Raw genomic sequence first — 18,556 nt, 5'->3', positions numbered from 1 at the left:
GGCCCGCCCCGTGGTGGGGGCGGGCCGTCCGGGGTGCTCGGGTCAGGGCTGGATCGCGGCCGCCGACTCGACGGGCGCGATCGTGCGGGTGCGCAGGAGCTCGCGGTACCAGAGGCCCGAGTCCTTCACGATCCGCTCCTGGGTGTCGTAGTCGACGCGGACGACGCCGAAGCGGCGGTCGTAGCCGTACGCCCACTCGAAGTTGTCGAGCAGCGACCACACGAAGTAGGCGCGCACGTCGGCGCCCTTCTCGATGGCCTCGCCGACGGCGTCGATGTGGTCGTGCAGGTAGCCGACGCGGTCCTCGTCGTGCACGCGGCCGTCCTCGGACACGGTGTCGTAGAACGCGGCGCCGTTCTCGGTGATGGCCAGGGGCTGGCTCGGGTAGCGGTCGCGCAGCTCGAGGAGCAGGTCGACGAGGCCCTGGGGCTCCTGGTTCCAGCCCATGGCCGTGTGCGGGCCGGGCTGGGGCAGCCACTCGACCTCGTCGGCACCGACCCACGAGGAGTGCTCGGAGGCGCGGTGACCGTCGGGGCCGGGCTTGCCGGGGTCGGCGCCGACGCCGGTGCCCTTCTTGACGCGGCCCGTCGAGTAGTAGTTGACGCCGAGGACCGTCAGCGGGATGCGGATGAGCTCGAGGTCGCCCTCCTGCACGAAGGACCAGTCGGTGATGTGCGCGGTGTCCGCGAACACCTCCTTGGGGTACTCGCCGTCGAGGAGCGGGCCGAGGAAGACCTCGTTCGCGATGGTGTCGATGCGGCGCTTCGCCTCCACGGCGTCCGCGGCGTCCGACTCGGCGCGCGTGACGTGCAGGTTGAGCGTGATCGAGACGGGCGTGTCCTCACCGAGGACCTCGCGGATCGCGCGGCCGGCGAGGCCGTGCGCGAGGTTGAGGTGGTGGACGGCCTTGAGCGCCTTGACGTCGTCCGTGACTCCGGGGGCGTGCACGCCCGACGCGTAGCCGAGGAACGCGGAGCACCACGGCTCGTTGAGGGTGGTCCACAGGTGGACGCGGTCGCCGAGGACCTCGGCGAGCTTGGTCGCGTACTCGGCGAACCGGTAGGCGGTCGCACGGTTCGCCCAGCCGCCCTCGTCCTCGAGGGGCTGCGGGAGGTCCCAGTGGTAGAGCGTCGCGACGGGCTTGATGCCGGCGGCGACCAGGCGGTCCACGAGGTCGGAGTAGAAGTCCAGGCCGGCCTGGTTGAACTCGCCCGAGCCGGTGGGCTGGATGCGGGGCCACGCGATGGAGAACCGGTAGGCCTGCAGACCGAGGCCCTTCATGATCTCGACGTCCTCGGCGACGCGGTGGTAGTGGTCGACCGCCACGTCACCGGTGTCGCCGTTGAGGACCTTGCCGGGGGTCCGGGAGAACGTGTCCCAGATCGACGGGCCGCGGCCGTCCTCGTCGTACGCGCCCTCGATCTGGTACGAGGCCGTGGCCGACCCCCAGAGGAAGTCGTCGGAGAACTGGCGGCCGGACGGGCGCGTGGTCGTCATGGAGGTCCTTCGGAGTCGGATGACAGGAGGTGGCCCGAGCCGGGGGACGGCGACGTCCCGGTGCGTCGGCTCGCGGGCCTCTGGAATTGTCGAAACGATACGATACATGCGTGGGACCGCTCCCGCGACCCCGCGTCCATCTTTTCTTGACCGGTACCGCCAGGCGTCCGGAGACCGTCCCCCGGAGCGCCTGGTCAGCGCGGCGGCGTGGGCGACCGGCCTGCTGGGTCCGGTCGCCCACGCGCCCTCACACCGCCAGCTCGACGACCTCCTGGCCGGCGACGGCGTGCGCCGTGCCACCCGGGCCGTCGTCCGACGGCGCGACCTGCACCGACCACGGGGCCGACGTCCCGCGCGCCACGACGCGCACCGTCCGACCCTGCCGGCTGACCTCGAACTCGGCGTCTCCGCCCGCCCCCGGCACCCGCGTCACCGAGCGGTGCCCGTCCGGGACCTCGAACACCCGCAGCGTCAGGCCGTCGAGCCAGTCGTCGTCCGGACGCTCCGCGCGCGCCGCGACCGGCACGACCGCACCCGGCCGGGCGTACAGCGGCAGCGAGTCGAACCCGTGCTGCTCGCGCACCCAGCGCGGGCCCGCCACCCGCTCCCCCGTCAGCAGCGACGTCCACGTGCCCTCCGGCACGTACACGTCGACCTCGCCGTCGGCCGAGAACACCGGCGCGACCAGCAGGTGGTCGCCGAGCATGTACTGCGTGTCGACCGTGCGCGCCCCGCGGTCCGCGGGGAACTCGAGCACCATCGGCCGCATCACCGGGACGCCCTGCTCGTGCGCCTGCGTGCCCGCACCCGCCAGGTACGGCATGAGCCGCAGCTTCAGGCGCGTGAAGTCGCGCGCGACGTCGACCGCCTCGTCGTCGAACGCCCACGGCACCCGGTACGAGTCCGAGCCGTGCAGGCGGCTGTGCGACGACAGCAGGCCGAACGCGAGCCACCGCTTGAACACCGCCGGGTCGGGCGTGCCCTCGAACCCGCCGATGTCGTGGCTCCAGTACCCGAAGCCCGACAGCGCGAGGGACAGGCCGCCGCGCAGCGACTCCGCCATCGACGCGAACGTCGACTCCGAGTCGCCGCCCCAGTGCACCGGGAACTTCTGCCCGCCGACCGTCGCCGACCGCGCGAACAGCACCGCCTCGCCCTCGCCGCGCTCCTCGCGCAGCAGGTCGAACACCGCCTCGTTGTAGAGGTACGTGTAGTAGTTGTGCATCCGCTCCGGGTCGGTGCCGTCGTGCCACACGACGTCCGTCGGGATCCGCTCGCCGAAGTCCGTCTTGAACGCGTCGACGCCCTGGCCCAGCAGCACCCGCAGCTCGTCGGTGTACCAGCGCACCGCGTCCGGGTTCGTGAAGTCGACCAGACCCATGCCGGCCTGCCACAGGTCCGTCTGCCACACCGACCCGTCCGCCCGCCTCACCAGGAACCCGCGGTCGCGGCCCTCCGCGAACAGCCGCGAGCGCTGCGCGATGTACGGGTTGATCCACACGCAGATCCGCAGGCCCTTGGCCTTGAGCCGCGCGAGCATCCCCTCGGGGTCGGGGAACGTCGCCGGGTCCCACGTGAAGTCGCTCCAGTGGAACTCGCGCATCCAGAAGCAGTCGAAGTGGAAGACCGACAGCGGGATGCCGCGCTCGGCCATGCCGTCGACGAAGCTCGTCACGGTCGCCTCGTCGTAGCTCGTCGTGAACGACGTCGACAGCCACAGCCCGTAGGACCAGTCCGGGACCCGCGCGGGGCGGCCCGTCAGCGCCGTGTACTTGCGCAGCACGTCCTTGGGCGTCGGCCCGTAGATCACGTAGTACTGCAGCGACTGCCCCTGCACCGAGAACTGCGTGCGCGACACGATCTCCGTGCCGACCTCGTACGACACCAGGCCCGGGTGGTCGACGAACACGCCGTACCCCGCGTCGGACACGTAGAACGGCACGTTCTTGTACGCCTGCTCGCTCGCGGTGCCGCCGTCGGCGTTCCAGATGTCGACGCTCTGCCCGTTCTTGACGAACGCGCCGAACCGCTCGCCCAGCCCGTACACGTGCTCGCCGACGCCGAGCGTGAGCTGCTCGTGCACGTAGTGGTCGCCGCGCGCGTCCGTCACGACGCCGATGCTGCGCGGCGTCGAGGAGGTCAGGTGACGCCCGTCGCCCTCGAAGTCGACGCTCCACTCCCCCTCGGTGCGCACCTTCGCGGTGAGCGACCCCGCGGAGAACGTCGCGACGCCCTCCTCGCCACCGGGCGACACCTTGACGGCGGCCGGCTCGGTCGCGAGCGCGAAGTGCGGGCCGCGGTCCACGCCGCCCTGGAAGTGCTCGATCCGCACCCCGACGACGTCGTCCATCGGCGACGTGAACGTCACGGTGACGAGCGGCCTGTTGAGGGTGTCGCCGCGCGAGGTGAGCGGCGCGGTCGAGGACCACACCGTGAGGGTGTCGTCGCCGACCTGGACGTCGGCCACGTCGCGCGGGCGCAGGATCGTCGTCCCCGGCTGCGGGAGCCAGTACCCGTCGGTGAACTTCATGGTGTCCTCTCGATCGGTGCGAGGTGCAGCGCCGCGGCACCCTCGGCGGGCAGGTGCAGCTCGCCGGCGACCACGTCGCCCGTGAGCAGGTCGGTCGCGGGCCCGGGCAGGTGCACGACCTGCGGCGAGCGGGACCGGTTGAGCAGGAACAGGACGTCGCCGCGGCGGGCGACCTCGACGTCGTCCGGCACGTCGGCGAGCGGGCCGGTGACCCCGGCGGCCGCGAGGCAGTCGGCGAGGACCGCGGCGAGGACGTCGCGCGGCGGGACCGTCGAGACGTACCAGGCCTGGCCGCCGCCGTCGAGGTCGTCGTGCGTCCGGCGCAGCACCGCGGGGTGGCCCGCGAGGTCGCCGTCGCCGTAGGTCGCGAGGACGTCCGCGCCGTCCGAGCGCAGGTGCTCGGACCACGTGGTCGCGGTGAACGCGCCGTAGCGGTCGGACGTCACCGTGACGCCCGCGTCGTCGAGCGGTCGCCAGTCCTCCCCCGACGCCCCGAGGACGCCGGCCCACGGCACGGGGAAGCGGCCGCGCCGGACGCGGGCGTGCTCGTCGGCGACACCGCTGAACGGACCGACGAGCAGCACCCCGCCGCGGGCCGGGACGCCCGCGACGTTCGCGGCCGACGCGTCGTCGACCGCGTGCAGCGACGGGACGACGACCAGGTCGTACCCGTCAAGGTCGGCGGACGGCGGGACCACGTCGGTCGCGATGCCCGCCCGCCAGAGCGGCTCGTGGTACGCGGCGAGCTGGTCGACGACGCCGAGCCGGCTGCTCGGGCGGGCGGGCAGCAGCTCGCCGGCCCACCAGGCGGGCCAGTCGAAGACGAGCGCGACGCGCGCCTCGACGCGAGTCCCCACGACGGGCCGGAGCCGCTGCAGCAGCGCGCCCTGGGCCCGGACGGCCCGGTGCAGGTCGGTGTCGGGTCCCGCGTGCGGCACCATCGCCGAGTGGAAGCGCTCGGCGCCTCCGGTCGACGCGCGCCACTGGAAGTAGCAGACGCCGTCCGCGCCGTGGGCGACGGCCCGCAGCGAGTCGAGCACCATCGCGCCCGTGCTCTTGGGGACGTTGTGCGGCCGCCAGTTCACGGCGCCGGCCGCCTGCTCCATGAGCAGCCAGGGCTCGCCGCGACGCACCCCGCGGACGAGGTCGTGCGCGAGCGCGGCGCGGGCGGGCGAGCCGGGGTCGGACGGGTCGGTGTAGCAGTCGTCGGCCACGACGTCGACGTCGTCGGCCCACACGTGCTGGTCGACGCCGGGGAAGAAGTTCATGAAGTTCGTCGTCACGGGCGCGTCCGAGCGTGCCCGGACCAGGTCGACCTGGAGGCGGTGCAGGTCGCGGAGCTGGTCGGACGTGAAGCGGCGGAAGTCGAGCTCGGCGGCGGGGTTGTGCAGGTACGGCGCGGCGCGCGGCGGGACGACCTCGTCGAAAGACGAGTAGCGCTGGCTCCAGAAGGCCGTCGCCCACGCCTCGTTGAGCGCGTCGACGGTGCCGTACCGGGTGCGCAGCCAGGTGCGCAGACGCTCGGCGCACAGGTCGCACCAGCAGGACTGGCCGAACTCGTTGCCGATGTGCCACATGACGACGGCGGGGTGGTCGGCGTACCGGTCGACGATCGCCGTGACGACTGCGGCGACGTGGTCGCGGAAGACCTGCGAGCCGGGGCAGAAGTGGTTGCGGGAGCCGACGCTCATGCGCACGCCGTGGGCGTCGACGGACGACGTCTCCGGGTACCGGTGCGCGAGCCACGGCGGCGGCGACGCACAGGGCGTCGCGAGGTCGACCGCGACGCCCGCGCCGTGCAGCAGGTCGAGTACCTCGTCGAGCCAGGCGAAGTCGAACCGGCCCAGCTCGGGCTCGAGCGTGGCCCAGGAGAAGATGCCGACCGAGACGAGGTTGACGCCCGCCGCGCGCATGAGCGCGACGTCCTCGCGCCAGACGTCGGGGGTCCACTGCTCGGGGTTCCAGTCGCCGCCGTAGAGCACGCCGCGGGTGGCGGTCAGCGCGTCGAGCCCGGTCATCGCCGTCCCCTCGTCCGCGGTCGCCCCGTCGCGGGCCGCGTGGTCGTCTCGTGTCGTCGAAGCGCTTCAACAGCCGCGCCGCACGGGACAGTAGCGCCTGCTCGCAGCGCGTGTCCACGCCGTTGATCTGACCAGCAACGGCACGCGCCCGCCCGTCGAGCCGGCGTCGAAGCGTTTAGTCGAGGACGCGTCGTCGAACGGCCGATCGACGGCGCCCGCGCCGCTACACTCCCCGCATGGCCACCATCGCCGACGTCGCGAAGGCGGCGGGCGTCTCCTCCTCGACCGTCAGCTACGTCCTGTCGGGCAAGCGCCCCATCTCCCAGCCCACCCGGCACCGCGTCGAGAAGGCCATCCGCGACCTCGGGTTCAGCCCCCACGCCGGCGCCCGCGCGCTCGCGTCCAGCCGCACCAACGTGCTCGGCCTGGTCGTCCCGCTGCGCGCGCTCGAGGCCAACAGCGCCGTCGTGATGGAGGTCGTCACCGGCGTCCTCACCCGCGCGCGCGACTTCGACCACGACGTCCTCGTGCTCACCCAGGACGACGTCCACGGCGTCCAGCGCCTCGCCGCCGGGTCCATGGTCGACGCGCTCATCCTCATGGACATCGAGACCCAGGACCCGCGGCTCCCCGTGCTCGCCGGCCTGCGCCAGCCGTCGATCCTCGTCGGCGTGCCCAGCGACGCGCACGGCCTGTCGTGCGTCGACCTCGACTTCACCGCCGCCGGCCGGCTCGCCGTCCGCCACCTCGTCGAGCACGGCCACCGCAGCATCGCGCTGCTCGGCGCCCCGACCGCGGCCCTCGCGCGCAGCGCCAACTACGCGGTCCGCATCGTCGAGGGCTTCCGCTCCCAGGCCGGGCAGGCCGGCGTCCGGCACACCGTCGTGCCCACCGAGGCCACCTACCCCGGCGCCGACGCCGCCGTCACGCAGGCGTTCGCCGAGCTCGACGACCTCACCGCCCTCGTCGTCCACAACGAGGCCGCGCTCCCCGGCGTCCTCGCCGCGCTCGCCCGCGACGGCCGCCGCGTCCCCGACGACGTGTCGGTGCTCGCCGTCGCGCCCGCGAGCCTCGCCGAGCACCTCGTCGTCCCGCTGTCCGCGATCGACGTCCCCGCCGAGGAGATCGGCCGCGCAGCCGTCGAGATGGCGATCGAGCGGCTCGACCAGCCGCGCGCCGCCGAGACGCGGCTGCTCGCCCCGACGTTCGTCGAGCGCGGGAGCTGCGCCGCACCCGCCTGACGCGCCGACTCGCACGCTCATCCCGGCACCTCCGCCAGGTGCCCGTCGAGCCGGACGACCGAACCCGCCGTCGTCGTCACCGTCCGCGACCGACCCGCGTGCACCACGTCCAGCGTGCCTCCGCGCGACGCGCGCAGCACCACCTCCCGCAGGACGCCGCCCGCCCACGTGACGTCGACGGTCAGCCCACCGCGTGCCCGCACGCCGCGGACCGCGCCGTCGGGCCACTGCGGCGGGAGCGCCGGGAGCACGCGCAGCCGCCCCGGCGTCGACTGGACCAGCGCCTCCGCGACCGCCGCGACGAGCCCGAGGTTGCCGTCCACCTGGAACGGGGGGTGCGTCGAGAAGAGGTTCGGCAGCAGCCCGCCCTGCCACGGCGCCGCCGCGTCGGACTCGCCGGGACGCATCGCCTCGGCCAGCAGGTCGCCCACTGCGATCCCGTCGCCCAGCCGCGCGCGCAGCGCGGTCTTCCAGGCCAGCGACCAGCCCGTCGACCCCGGCCCGCGCGCGTCGAGCGACCGGGCGGCCGCCGCCGCGAGGTCGGGCGTCGTCGTCACGTCGACCTGGTGCAGCGGGTACAGGCCCACGAGGTGCGACAGGTGCCGGTGGTGCGGGTCGACCGCCGGCAGGTCGTGCGGCCACTCGCGCACCGTCCCGTCCGGGCCGACCTCCGGGCGCGCCAGCCGTGCCAGCGCCGCGCGCAGGCGCCGGACGATCGCGTCGTCGAGCCCCAGCAGCGCGACGGTGTCGAGGCACCGCTCGAACAGGTCGCGGACCAGTGCGAGGTCCATCGTCGCGCCCGTCGTCAGCGAGCCCGGCGCGCCCGACGGCAGGACGAACTGGTTCTCCGGGGACGTCGACGGCGACGTCGTGAGCGACCCGTCCGGGGCCTCCACCAGCCAGTCCAGGCAGAACGCCGCCGCGCCGCGCAGCACCGGCCAGGCCTGCTCCCGGAGGAACACCAGGTCGCCCGAGTAGTCGGCGTGGTCCCACAGGTGCCGGCACAGCCAGACGCCGCCCATCCACCAGTGCGCCCACGACGGGTCGCCGTGGCCCGCGCCGACCGGCAGCGCCCAGCCCCACACGTCGCTGTTGTGGTGCGCGACCCAGCCGTCGCACCCGTACAGCTCGCGCGCGACCGCCCTCCCGTGCCGCGCGACCAGGCCGACGTGCGCGAGCAGCGGCTCGTGGCACTCCCCCAGACCGACGGCCTCCGCACCCCAGTACGCCATCTCGGCGTTGATGTTGAGCGTGTAGTTGCTCGACCACGGCGGCTGCAGGTGCGGGTTCCACACGCCCTGCAGGTTCGCCGGGGGCGACCCCGGGCGTGACGACGCCACGAGCAGGTAGCGGCCGTGGTCGAACACCGCCTGCGCGAGCGTCGCGTGCGGCGCCGACGTCAGCGCGTCCGGTAGGCGCACGTCGAGGTCGCCGGGGACGAGCGCGAGCCGCGTCGCATCCGCCAGGCGCCGGTGGTCGGCGACGTGCCGCGCGCGCACGCCGTCACCCGCCGCACGGTCCGACGGGAGAGCCTGCCGGGCGCACACCAGGACGTCGGCGACGACCTCGTCCCGGGGCCGCAGCGGGCCGTCGTCCGGCCACGGCGACGTCGTGCCCGTCGCGACGACGACCTCGACCCACGTCGCCCCGGCCACGGACAGCGCGTCGTCGGCAGCCGCGACCTCCCCGTCGCTGCACGCCAGCAGGGCCGCGACGCCCGTGAGCGACTCCCCTGCGTCCGAGCGCGTCACCGGCGTCGCGTCGGGCTCGTGACCCGGCGCGACGTCGTCCGGGAGCGCGAGCACGAGCACCCGCCCGCCCGCCGAGCGGTGGTCGGCGCGCACGTCGTGCTCGGTCGACAGCTCGAGGCGCAGACCGAACGGCGACGCGCTCGACCAGCGGCCGTGCAGGGCGCCGTCGACCGCGCTCGCGAACCACTCGACCTCGACCGCCGCGCCGCCCGATCCCGGCAGGTGCTCGGTGACGACGCCGTCGCGCAGGTCGAGGCGGCGCACGCCGTCCGCCCGCGCACCGGGCGCGTCGCCCGCCGCGGTCGCGGCACCAGACCTGACGCCGGGCGCGGAGGCGTCGGTGTCCGGCACGAGCGTCACGTGCACGTCGACGAACGGCTGGAACGCCTGCGTCCACCCGCCCTGGAACACGGCCAGCAGGTCGGCGGCGTCGTCGTGCCGGCCGTCCGCGAGCGCCTGCCGCACCTGCGCGAGCCGCTCCGGACCGGCACCCCCGGCCCGGACCCCCGCCAGCGCGCGCGCCGGGCCGTCGGGGCGTCCCGACCAGGCGGTCGCGTCGTTCACCTGGACGCGCGCCCGGTCGGCGCCGCCGTGGAGCATCGCCCCGAGCCGGCCGTTGCCCACGGGGAACGCCTCGACCCAGCGACGGGCCGGTCCGGCGGACGACAGGACCGTGCGGCGGGTCGCGCCGACGTCAGGGCGCGGTGACGCCGTCACCCGTCAGCCCTTGATCGCGCCGAAGATCACGCCCTTGGTGAAGTGGCGCTGGATGAACGGGTAGACGAGCAGGATCGGCACGATCGCGAGGATCATGACGGCCATCTGGATCGGCAGGCCGGTCACGGCACCGGTGGCCACGTCGACCTGACCTGTCCCGCTGCCCGGCAGGCTCACGCCCTGCAGGACGTAGGAGCGCAGGACGAGCTGCAGCGGCCACTTCGCGTTGTCGTTGATGTAGAGGATCGCGTTGAAGAACGCGTTCCAGTACCCGACGCCGTAGAACAGCGCGACGACCGCGACGGCCGCCTTCGACATCGGCAGGACGATCCGGCCGAGGATGCGCCAGTCGCCGGCGCCGTCGATGCGTGCCGCGTCGAGGATCGCGTGGTCGATGCCCATGAAGAAGCTGCGCAGGATGAGCACGTTGAACGCCGACACCGCGCCCGGCAGGATCAGCGCCCAGTACGAGTTGATGAGTCCCAGGCTGCTGACCAGCAGGTACGTCGGGATGAGCCCGGCGCCGAAGAACATGGTGATGAGGAAGACGAAGAGGATCGGCCGGTGCAGCACCGAGCCGGGCCGCGACAGGCCGTAGGCCGCGAGCACCGACACGACGGTCGAGATCAGCGTGCCGACGGCGGTGATCCCGATGCTGACGATCGTGGCCCGTGTGACGACGCCGCCGGACAGGATCTGCTTGTAGGCGTTGATCGTGAGCTCGCCGGGCACGGTGACGAGGCCGCCCGCGCGGATCGTCTCGGCCTGCGTCGAGAAGCTCGTGAGCAGGACCGTCCACAGCGGGAAGAGGATCGCGAGGACGACGACCGCGAGCACGAGGCCCTTGAGCGCCAGGCCGACGGGCGTCGGCCGCTCCTCCCACACGGGGCGGTGCTTCGAGCCGCGCCGCCGCCGCGGGGCGGGCGGCGTCGCGCGGGCGTCTCCGGTCTCGTGCCGGGCGACGTCGGTCGGGAGGAACGAGGCCTCCGCGGTGATCTCCGGTGTCTGTCCGCTCATGCGCGCTTGTACACCCCCGCCTCGCCGAACACGTGGGCGAGCTTGTTGGCTCCCAGGACGAGGAGCAGGCTGACGACTCCCTTGACCAGGCCCGCGGCGGCCGCGAAGCTCCAGTCGGCGTAGACGACGCCCTGGTAGTAGACGTACGTGTCGATGACCTCGGCGACGCCCGTGCCGACCGCGTCGCGCTGGAGGATGAGCTGCTCGAAGCCGACGGTGAGCGAGTCACCGAGGCGCAGGATGAGCAGCAGGATGATGACGGGCCGCATCGCGGGCAGCGTCACGTGCCACATGCGGCGCCAGCGGTTGGCGCCGTCGACGGCCGCCGCCTCGTAGTGCTCGGGCGACACGGTGGACAGCGCGGCGAGGAAGATGATGATCCCCCAGCCGGCGTCCTTCCAGATCGACTGCATCGTGATGAGCACGAGGAACGTGTCGGGGTTCGTCATCATGTCGAAGCCCGACAGGCCCTGCGCCCGCAGCGTCTGGTTGATGAGCCCGGCGCCGCCGAAGATCTGCTGGAAGATCGTCACGACCAGCACCCACGAGAAGAAGTGCGGCAGGTAGACGATCGACTGGATCGTCGTGCGGACCCGCGGCGAGAGCACGCTGTTGAGCAGCAGCGCCAGCAGGATCGGCACGGGGAAGAAGAACAGCAGCTGGAACGCCGTGATGACGAGGGTGTTCTCGACCGCGTTGAGGAACAGCGGGTTGGTGAACACGCGCTCGAAGTTGGCCCAGCCGACGTACGTCGAGCTGAGGAACCCCGTGTACGGCGAGTACTGCTGCCACGCGATGACGTTGCCGAGCATCGGCACGTACGCGAACACGACGAGCAGCAGCACGGCCGGCAGCACCATGAGCAGGAGCGAGCGGTCGCGGCGCAGGCGCGTGCGGAACGGGATCTTGCGGACCGGCGGCCGGGCCGGCGCGGAGGGTCCCCCCGCGCCGGTCACCGGGTCCGGCGCCGGCGCGGAGGTGCCGCGCCGGCGGGTCAGTGCGTCGAGAGCCATCAGGACTGGTTGTCCAGGATGTCCTGGTAGAAGGCCCGCAGCTCCTCGCCGCCCGACGCGCGCCACGTCTCGATGGCAGCGTCGAGGTCGTCCATGGACTTGCGGCCGCGCGAGATGTCCTTCTCGAGGTCGACGAACGGCTGCGCGATGGACGCGTACTGCGCGGGCTCGACGATCTGCTGCGCGTAGAACAGCGGGTCGGTCGCGTAGCCCGACGCCGTGGCCTTCCACTCGGAGGCGGCCTTGACGTAGCCGGGGTACTGGACGTGCGACTCCGCGAGCGGCGGGTCGACGAGGAAGATGTACGTCGGCTGGAGCTCGGTCGCGGCGAGCTCGGTCGGCACCGGCAGGCCGTCGGAGCCGCGCGTGTAGTGCACGCCCTCGACACCGTTGGTGATGGTGTCGAACTCGGTGGTGCCGAACGGCGCGGCCAGCACGTTGGCGAGGCCGAGCAGCTCCTTGATCTTGGCCTCGTCGTCCGTCTTCTTGAGGAACGAGAAGATGTTGGCCGGGTTGCCCTTCCACAGCACCGGGGTGCCGCCGTCGGCCGCGAACGGCGCGAACGGCTGCTGCCAGTACGAGGGGTTGGCGGCGAGGTTGTCGCGCATCGCCTCGTGCCAGCCGCCGACGCCGTCGTTGCAGATGAGCGACTGGCCGCCCTGGAAGCGCATCTTCGCGTCGCCGGTCTGGCCCGCGACGGCGTCCGGGTGGACGGCGCCCGACGCGAACAGCGCGGTGTTCCACTCGAGCGCGGCGCGGTACTCCTCGGTCTCGACGCGGTGCACGAGCTTGTCGCCCTCGAGCTTCCACTTGGGGACGACCGAGTGGATGATCGCGGCCGTGTTCCACAGGTCCTCGGCGCCCCAGACGTTGCCGCCCGTGAGCTCCTTGGCGAGGTCGAGCAGGTCCTGGCCGTTCTTGACGTCCGGCGTGATGCCGAGGCCGTCGAGGACGTCCTTGCGGTAGAAGATCGCGTCCGTGATCGTCTCGCCCGGGAACGGCAGGCCGTAGAGCCGGCCGTTGAAGACGCAGAACTTCCACGCGTCGGACGGGATGTTGGCGAGGTTCGGGTACTCCTCGACGAGGTCGCCCGCGAGGTACGGCGTGAGGTCCTGGAAGACGTTGCCGACGATCTCGGAGCCGAACCGCGGGGGCAGGTTCCACGTCGGGACGCAGACCCAGTCCGGCACGTCCTTGGGCGAGGCGAGCACGGTCGCGAGCTTGTCGCCGTAGACGTTGCCGTCGGTGATCTGGAAGTTGATCTCGGAGCCGAGGAGGCCGTTGACGGCCTCGTAGTACTGGTTGCCCTTGGTGGGCGGGATGGTGCCCCACAGGGGCGTCATCGCCGTGAACACGACGCCGGTGCCGGGGGCCTTGCTGACCGACTGGACGAGCTCGGCGGGGATCGTCTCGTAGCCCGGGACGGAGCCGTCGACGCTCGGGTAGTCGGGCTCCGCGTACGTCACCGGGATGTACTTGGGGATGACGTCGCCGGTCGCAGCGGCGCCGGTCGCGGTGCCCGTCGGCGTGCCGGGGCTGCACGCGCTGAGCAGGGAGGGGACGCCGACGACCGCGGCGCCTGCGGCGAGCATCCCCAGGAAGGAGCGCCGGTCGACGGCCACGTCTCCGAGACGGCCGAGCTGCGGGGGAGGGGTCATCTTCGTCCTTCACTTCCTCGTGTGAGACGGGTGATCGCGCATCGAAGCGGTTCGACCGCGCGACTGTACGATACGGGCCGATCGTGAGGCAAGACACACCCGGAGGGTGGTCCGCCTTGCCTCGCGAGCCCTGGTGGACCACCATGACTCGCGCGAGTCGGGACGATATCGGCGCCTGCGCCCCGTCGACCAGACCGCACGGATCGTCGAAACGGTTCGATTGGCTGGGCGGATCGTCCCGCGGATCGCCACCGTCGCGACGCCCGCCGCGCGCGCCCCGCGCGACACCCGCACCACCGAACCGATGAGGACCCCGTGGCCGACGACGCCCAGCCCCTGCCGCCCTACCGCGACACCGCGCTCCCCCTCGCCGAGCGGGCCCGTGACCTGCTCTCCCGGCTCGACCTTGCCGAGAAGGTCGCCTTCCTCCACCAGCGCGTGCCCGCCGTCCCGCGCCTCGGCCTGGCCGAGTTCCGCACCGGCACCGAGGCCCTGCACGGCGTCGCCTGGCTCGGCACCGCCACGACCTTCCCCCAGCCCGTCGGGCTCGCCGCGACGTGGGACACCGACCTGCTCACCGAGATCGGCGCCGCCGTCGGCACCGAGGTCCGCGCCAAGCACGCCGCCGACCCCACCGTGTCGCTCAACGTCTGGGCGCCCGTCGTCAACCCGCTGCGGCACCCGCGCTGGGGACGCAACGAGGAGGGCTGGTCCGAGGACCCGCACCTCACCGCCCGGTTCGCCGGCGCGTACGCGCGCGGGCTGCGCGGCGACCACCCCGTCTACTGGCGGACCGTCCCCACGCTCAAGCACCTGGTCGCCTACGGCAACGAGACCGACCGCGCCGTCACCAGCGCTCAGCTGCCGCCCCGCGCGCTGCACGAGTACGAGCTGCCCGCGTTCACCGGCCCCGTCGCCGACCGCGTCGTCGGCGCCGTCATGCCCTCGTACAACCTCGTCAACGGCCGCCCCACGCACGTCTCGGGCGACCTCATCGACGCGCTGCGCGCCGCGACCGACGGCTCCCTGCTGTTCGTGTCCGACGCCGGCGCCCCGACCAACCTCGTCGACGCCGAGCGGTACCACGACGACCACGCGCGGGCCGCCGCCGCCGCGATCCGCGCGGGTGTCGACTCGTTCACCGACCACGACGCCGACTCCTCGGTCACCGTCGGGCGCGTCACCGCCGCGCTCGACGCCGGGCTGCTCGACGAGACCGACGTCGACCGGGCCGTCCTGCGCCAGCTCGAGCTGCGCCTCGCGACCGGCGAGCTCGACCCCGACCTCGACCCCTGGTCCGGGATCGGCGCCGACTCGCTCGACCTGCCCGAGCACCGCGCGCTCGCCCGCCGGGCGGCGTCCGCGGGCGTCGTCGTCCTCGAGAACGACGGCGTCCTGCCCCTGCGCGACGGCACCCGCATCGCCGTCGTCGGCCCGCACGCCGACCAGGTCTGCACCGACTGGTACTCCGGCACCCCGCCCTACACCGTGTCGATCGCGCAGGCCCTCGCCGAGCGCTTCGGCGCCGACCGGGTCGTCGTCGTCGACGGCGCCGACCGCGTCGCCCTGCGCTCGACCACCACCGGCCGCTACGTGCGCCCCGCCGACGACGGCGTCCTCGCCGCCGACTCCGCCGACGCCGGCGACGACACCCACGTCGACGTCACCTCGTGGGGCGAGGGCATCCGCACGCTGCGCTCGCGCCGCACCGGCCGGCTGTGGACCGGCGGGCGCTGGATCCTGCGCGCCGACGCCGACCGCGTCGGCGGCTGGGTCGTCCAGGAGAGCTTCCGGCTCCAGGACAACGGCGACGACACCGTGTCGCTGCAGCACATCGCCTCCGGGCGGTGGGTCGTCGTGCAGCGCGACGGCGGCGTCCTCGTCACCGACGGCCTCACGCCGCAGCAGGCCGAGCGCTTCGCCCTCCGCACCGTGCACGCGGGCCACGAGCGCGCCGCCGCAGCGGCCCGCGACGCCGACGTCGTCGTCCTCGCCGTCGGCAACGACCCGCACCTGCTCGGCCGCGAGACCGAGGACCGGCCCCACCTGCGGCTCCCGCTCCCCCAGGCCGAGCTCGTCCGCGCCGTCCACGACGCCAACGCCACGACCGTCCTCGCCGTCGTCTCGTCCTACCCGTACGTGCTCGGCGACCTCGGCGAGACCTCGTCCGCGGTCGTCTGGTCGTCGCACGGCGGCCAGGAGCTCGGGCACGGGCTCGTCGACGTCCTCACGGGCGACGTCGAGCCCACCGGCCGGCTCGCGCAGGGCTGGCCCGCCGACGAGACGCACGTCGGCGACCTGCTCGACTACGACGTCGTCGGCGGCGGCCTCACCTACTGGTACGCGCCGCACGCCGCGCGCTGGCCCGTCGGTCACGGGCTGACGTACTCCGGCGTCGAGTACCTCGGGCTCACGGTGGACCTCCCCGACGACGACGTCGTCGACGGCTCCACCGTCACCGCGCGCGTCATCGTGCAGAACACCGGCACGCGCGTCGCCGACGAGGTCGTGCAGGTCTACGCCGCCGCCCCCGGCCACCGCCTCCCCTACCCGCGCCGTCGCCTCGTCGCGTTCCGCCGCGTCCGCCTCGAACCGGGCGCGACCGCCGAGGTCGCCCTCGACGTCGCCGCCGCCGACCTCGCCGTGTGGGACGTCACGACCGGCGGGTTCGTCGTGGAGCCCGGCGGGTACGAGCTGCACGCCGGGACGTCCTCGGGCGACCTGCGGCTCGTCGCCGACCTCAAGGTCGGCGGGACGCCCGTCGCGCCGCGCACGCTGCTCGACGGCTGGGTCCGCGCGCTCGACCACGACGAGCGCCACGACGTGCGGCTCGTCCCCCGTGACCTCGACACCGGCACCGCCGTGGCCGTCGCCCCCGGAGCCCGCACCGGCTGGGTCCTGCTGCGCGACACCGACCTGCACGGCGTCAGCGGCCTCGCGCTCACGGTCGCCCGCACCGAGCCCGGACCGGCCGCCGTGCACGTCGAGGTCCTCGAAGGACGCCGGTGGTCCCGCGTCGCGACGGCCTCCGTGCCCGACGGCGGCGACCGGTGGACGTGGCACGAGGTCGCGGTCACCACGGACGTCGCCCTGCCGACCTGGGGCACGACCGACGTCCGGCTCGTCCTCGACGGGCCCGCACGGGTCGCGGAGGTGCGCGGGACGCGCGCGTCCTGACCGCTACTGCCGCCCAGGGCCACCGGACGCGACCTCGGGGCGACCGCCCGGCGGTCGCTGCCGGTCACCGGAGGGGCGACGCGGCGGGCCGTCCCGGCCTGCCGGGCGCTACGCCACCCAGGCCCCGGCGCGCATGACGCGGCGCGGCGCCAGGTCGTCGCCCGTGACCACCAGGTCCGCGCGACGCCCCGCGACGAGCGCACCGAGGTCCCGGCGGCCCAGCACGTCGGCCGGCGTCGTCGCCGCGGCGAGCACCGCGTCCTCGAGCGGGACGCCCGCGGCCACCACGTTCCGCACGACGTCGAGCAGGTGCGCGACACCGCCTGCGATCGCACCGCCGCCCGCCGGGGTCGAGCCGTCGTCCGCCACGACCCGCGCGACGCCGTCCGCGACCCGCACCGCCATGGGGCCGAGCCGGTAGTCGCCGTCGGGCATGCCCGCGGCCGCCATCGCGTCCGTCACGAACGCGACCGACCCGGGACCGACGAGGTCCAGCACGGCGCGGACCGTGTCGTCGGCCAGGTGCGTGCCGTCCGCGACGAGTTCGACGACGAGCTCCCCGCGCGCCGCCGCCGCGAGGCACGCCGCCACGGGACCGGGGTCGCGGTGGTGCACGGGCCGCATGCCGTTGAACAGGTGCGTCGCGGTCAGCCGCCCGGCGCGGGCGCGCGGGGACGCCGCGAGCAGGTCGAACGCGCGGTCCACGGCGACGTCGACCTGCGCCGCCGACGCGTCGGTGTGACCGACCGACGGCAGCGCACCGGCGTCGACCAGCGCAGCCAGCACGTCGGCGCGCGCGTCCGCGGGTCCGGACCCGTCGGCGACGCCGTCGACCTCGGGCGCCACGGTCATCGTCACGAGGTGACCTCGGGCCGCGGCCGCGACCTCCGTGACGAGCGCCGCGTCGCCCGGCTGCATGTCGCCCGGGTTCTGCGCACCGCAGCGGTCCGCCGACAGGAACGGCCCTTCCAGGTGGATCCCGACGATCTCCCCCGCGTCCGCGAGGTCCGCCAGCAGGGCCGTGCGGGCCAGCAGCACGTCGCGCGGCGCGGTCACGAGCGACGCCACCAGGCTCGTCGTGCCGTGCCGCAGGTGCTCGTCCGCCGCACGCCGCGCGGTCGCCGCGTCCGTCGCGTCGGGAAAGCTCGCCCCGCCACCCCCGTGGCAGTGCACGTCGACGAGGCCGGGCAGGATCGTGCCGACGCTCTCGTCCGGGACCGCCCACCCCTGCGGAGCCTGCCCCGACGGCCCGACCCACGCGACGCCCGCGCCCTCGACGACGACGACGCCGTCGTCGAGCACCCGCCCGGGGGTCACCACGCGGCCACGCAGGACCGTCGTCGAGGTTGCGGTCGTCACGTCAGCGGCGTCGGTCACGCCGTCATCCTCCCCCACCACGCCCGGTGCCGGTGGCGTTCCGGGCGCCGCGTCGGCCGTCGGCAGCGGACCACCCGGGGCGATGGCCGCGCCGTACCGGGCGGCCAGGCGACGGCGGGCCCGTCCCGCCCACCACCGTCCGCCGCCGGCGCCGACCGCACCCTCGAGGACCGCGACGGCGAGCAGGCCGGCGGAGCCGCCCAGCGAGGGTGCACCGATCGACACCAGCACGGGCGACAGCACCGCGCCGGCCGCGGCGAACGCGAGCACGTGCTCCACCTCGCGACGGCGTCCCCGCATCGCCCACGCGACGAGCAGCCCGGCGGGCCAGCCGACGACGGCCGTCAGCGCCGCCGCGATGAGCAGCGCCAGACCGCCGATGTACACGAGCCCGGCGAGGCCCTCCGTCGTGAGCTCACCCGTGACGAGCAGCGCCACGAGCGCGACCGCGAGGTTCCCGGCGGCGAGCACGCCGACGGTTCGCACGCACACTCCGGCGACGGCCGCGGGGCCTCGCACCGCGCGGGCGCCCACGGGTACCGGGGTGCCGGGCGCGGAGA

General features: G+C 74.1%; 10 protein-coding genes. 2 read left to right on the top strand and 8 right to left on the bottom strand.

Annotated elements, in window-relative coordinates; genetic code table 11:
- Positions 1-42: 42 nt before the first annotated feature.
- The 3 genes from CBZ_RS12610 to CBZ_RS12600 form a co-directional block, all read right to left on the bottom strand.
- A complete protein-coding gene (locus CBZ_RS12610; protein ID WP_130781882.1) occupies positions 43-1,497 on the bottom strand; it encodes a glycoside hydrolase family 1 protein in 1,455 nt (484 codons plus the stop codon).
- Positions 1,498-1,744: 247 nt separating this feature from the next.
- Positions 1,745-4,027: an alpha-xylosidase gene (gene yicI / locus CBZ_RS12605; protein ID WP_130781881.1), complete on the bottom strand. Its 2,283-nt coding sequence runs from the start codon at positions 4,025-4,027 to the stop codon at positions 1,745-1,747.
- Entirely contained in the window at positions 4,024-6,045 is a 2,022-nt protein-coding gene (locus tag CBZ_RS12600) for a beta-galactosidase (protein ID WP_130781880.1), read from the bottom strand. Before CBZ_RS12600 ends, yicI begins: the two co-directional genes overlap by 4 nt.
- 236 nt (positions 6,046-6,281) lie before the next feature.
- On the opposite strand from CBZ_RS12600, the gene CBZ_RS12595 reads away from it, so the two are divergent.
- Positions 6,282-7,286, top strand: a complete 1,005-nt coding sequence (locus tag CBZ_RS12595; protein ID WP_130781879.1) for a LacI family DNA-binding transcriptional regulator — start codon at positions 6,282-6,284, stop codon at positions 7,284-7,286.
- A 17-nt stretch (positions 7,287-7,303) separates the two neighbouring features.
- Here the strand turns inward: CBZ_RS12595 and CBZ_RS12590 are convergent, their stop codons facing one another.
- Genes CBZ_RS12590 through CBZ_RS12575 form a run of 4 tightly spaced genes read right to left on the bottom strand, consistent with a single transcriptional unit; the run spans position 7,304 to position 13,442 of the window.
- Positions 7,304-9,754 (bottom strand): glycosyl hydrolase family 95 catalytic domain-containing protein, encoded by a 2,451-nt coding sequence (locus tag CBZ_RS12590; protein ID WP_130781878.1) that lies wholly within the window; start codon positions 9,752-9,754, stop codon positions 7,304-7,306.
- A 3-nt stretch (positions 9,755-9,757) separates the two neighbouring features.
- Positions 9,758-10,771, bottom strand: a complete 1,014-nt coding sequence (locus CBZ_RS12585) for a carbohydrate ABC transporter permease (RefSeq protein ID WP_130781877.1) — start codon at positions 10,769-10,771, stop codon at positions 9,758-9,760.
- The gene (locus CBZ_RS12580; RefSeq protein WP_130781876.1) at positions 10,768-11,784 is read right to left on the bottom strand and encodes an ABC transporter permease; all 1,017 of its coding nucleotides are present in this window, start codon (positions 11,782-11,784) and stop codon (positions 10,768-10,770) included. Before CBZ_RS12580 ends, CBZ_RS12585 begins: the two co-directional genes overlap by 4 nt.
- The gene (locus CBZ_RS12575) at positions 11,784-13,442 is read right to left on the bottom strand and encodes an extracellular solute-binding protein (protein WP_130781875.1); all 1,659 of its coding nucleotides are present in this window, start codon (positions 13,440-13,442) and stop codon (positions 11,784-11,786) included. Before CBZ_RS12575 ends, CBZ_RS12580 begins: the two co-directional genes overlap by 1 nt.
- A 315-nt stretch (positions 13,443-13,757) precedes the next feature.
- Here CBZ_RS12575 and CBZ_RS12570 point away from each other — a divergent pair, with 315 nt between their 5' ends.
- Positions 13,758-16,619 (top strand): beta-glucosidase family protein, encoded by a 2,862-nt coding sequence (locus CBZ_RS12570; protein WP_130781874.1) that lies wholly within the window; start codon positions 13,758-13,760, stop codon positions 16,617-16,619.
- 108 nt (positions 16,620-16,727) lie between these two features.
- On the opposite strand, the gene CBZ_RS12565 is transcribed toward CBZ_RS12570, so the two are convergent.
- Complete coding sequence (locus CBZ_RS12565) at positions 16,728-17,978, bottom strand: N-acetylglucosamine-6-phosphate deacetylase (RefSeq protein WP_130781884.1); 1,251 nt, start codon at positions 17,976-17,978, stop codon at positions 16,728-16,730.
- Positions 17,979-18,556 lie beyond the last annotated feature (578 nt).

It is taken from the genome of Cellulomonas biazotea (assembly GCF_004306155.1).
Classification (GTDB): domain Bacteria; phylum Actinomycetota; class Actinomycetes; order Actinomycetales; family Cellulomonadaceae; genus Cellulomonas; species Cellulomonas biazotea.
This window is presented reverse-complemented; position numbering and strand designations above follow the sequence as displayed.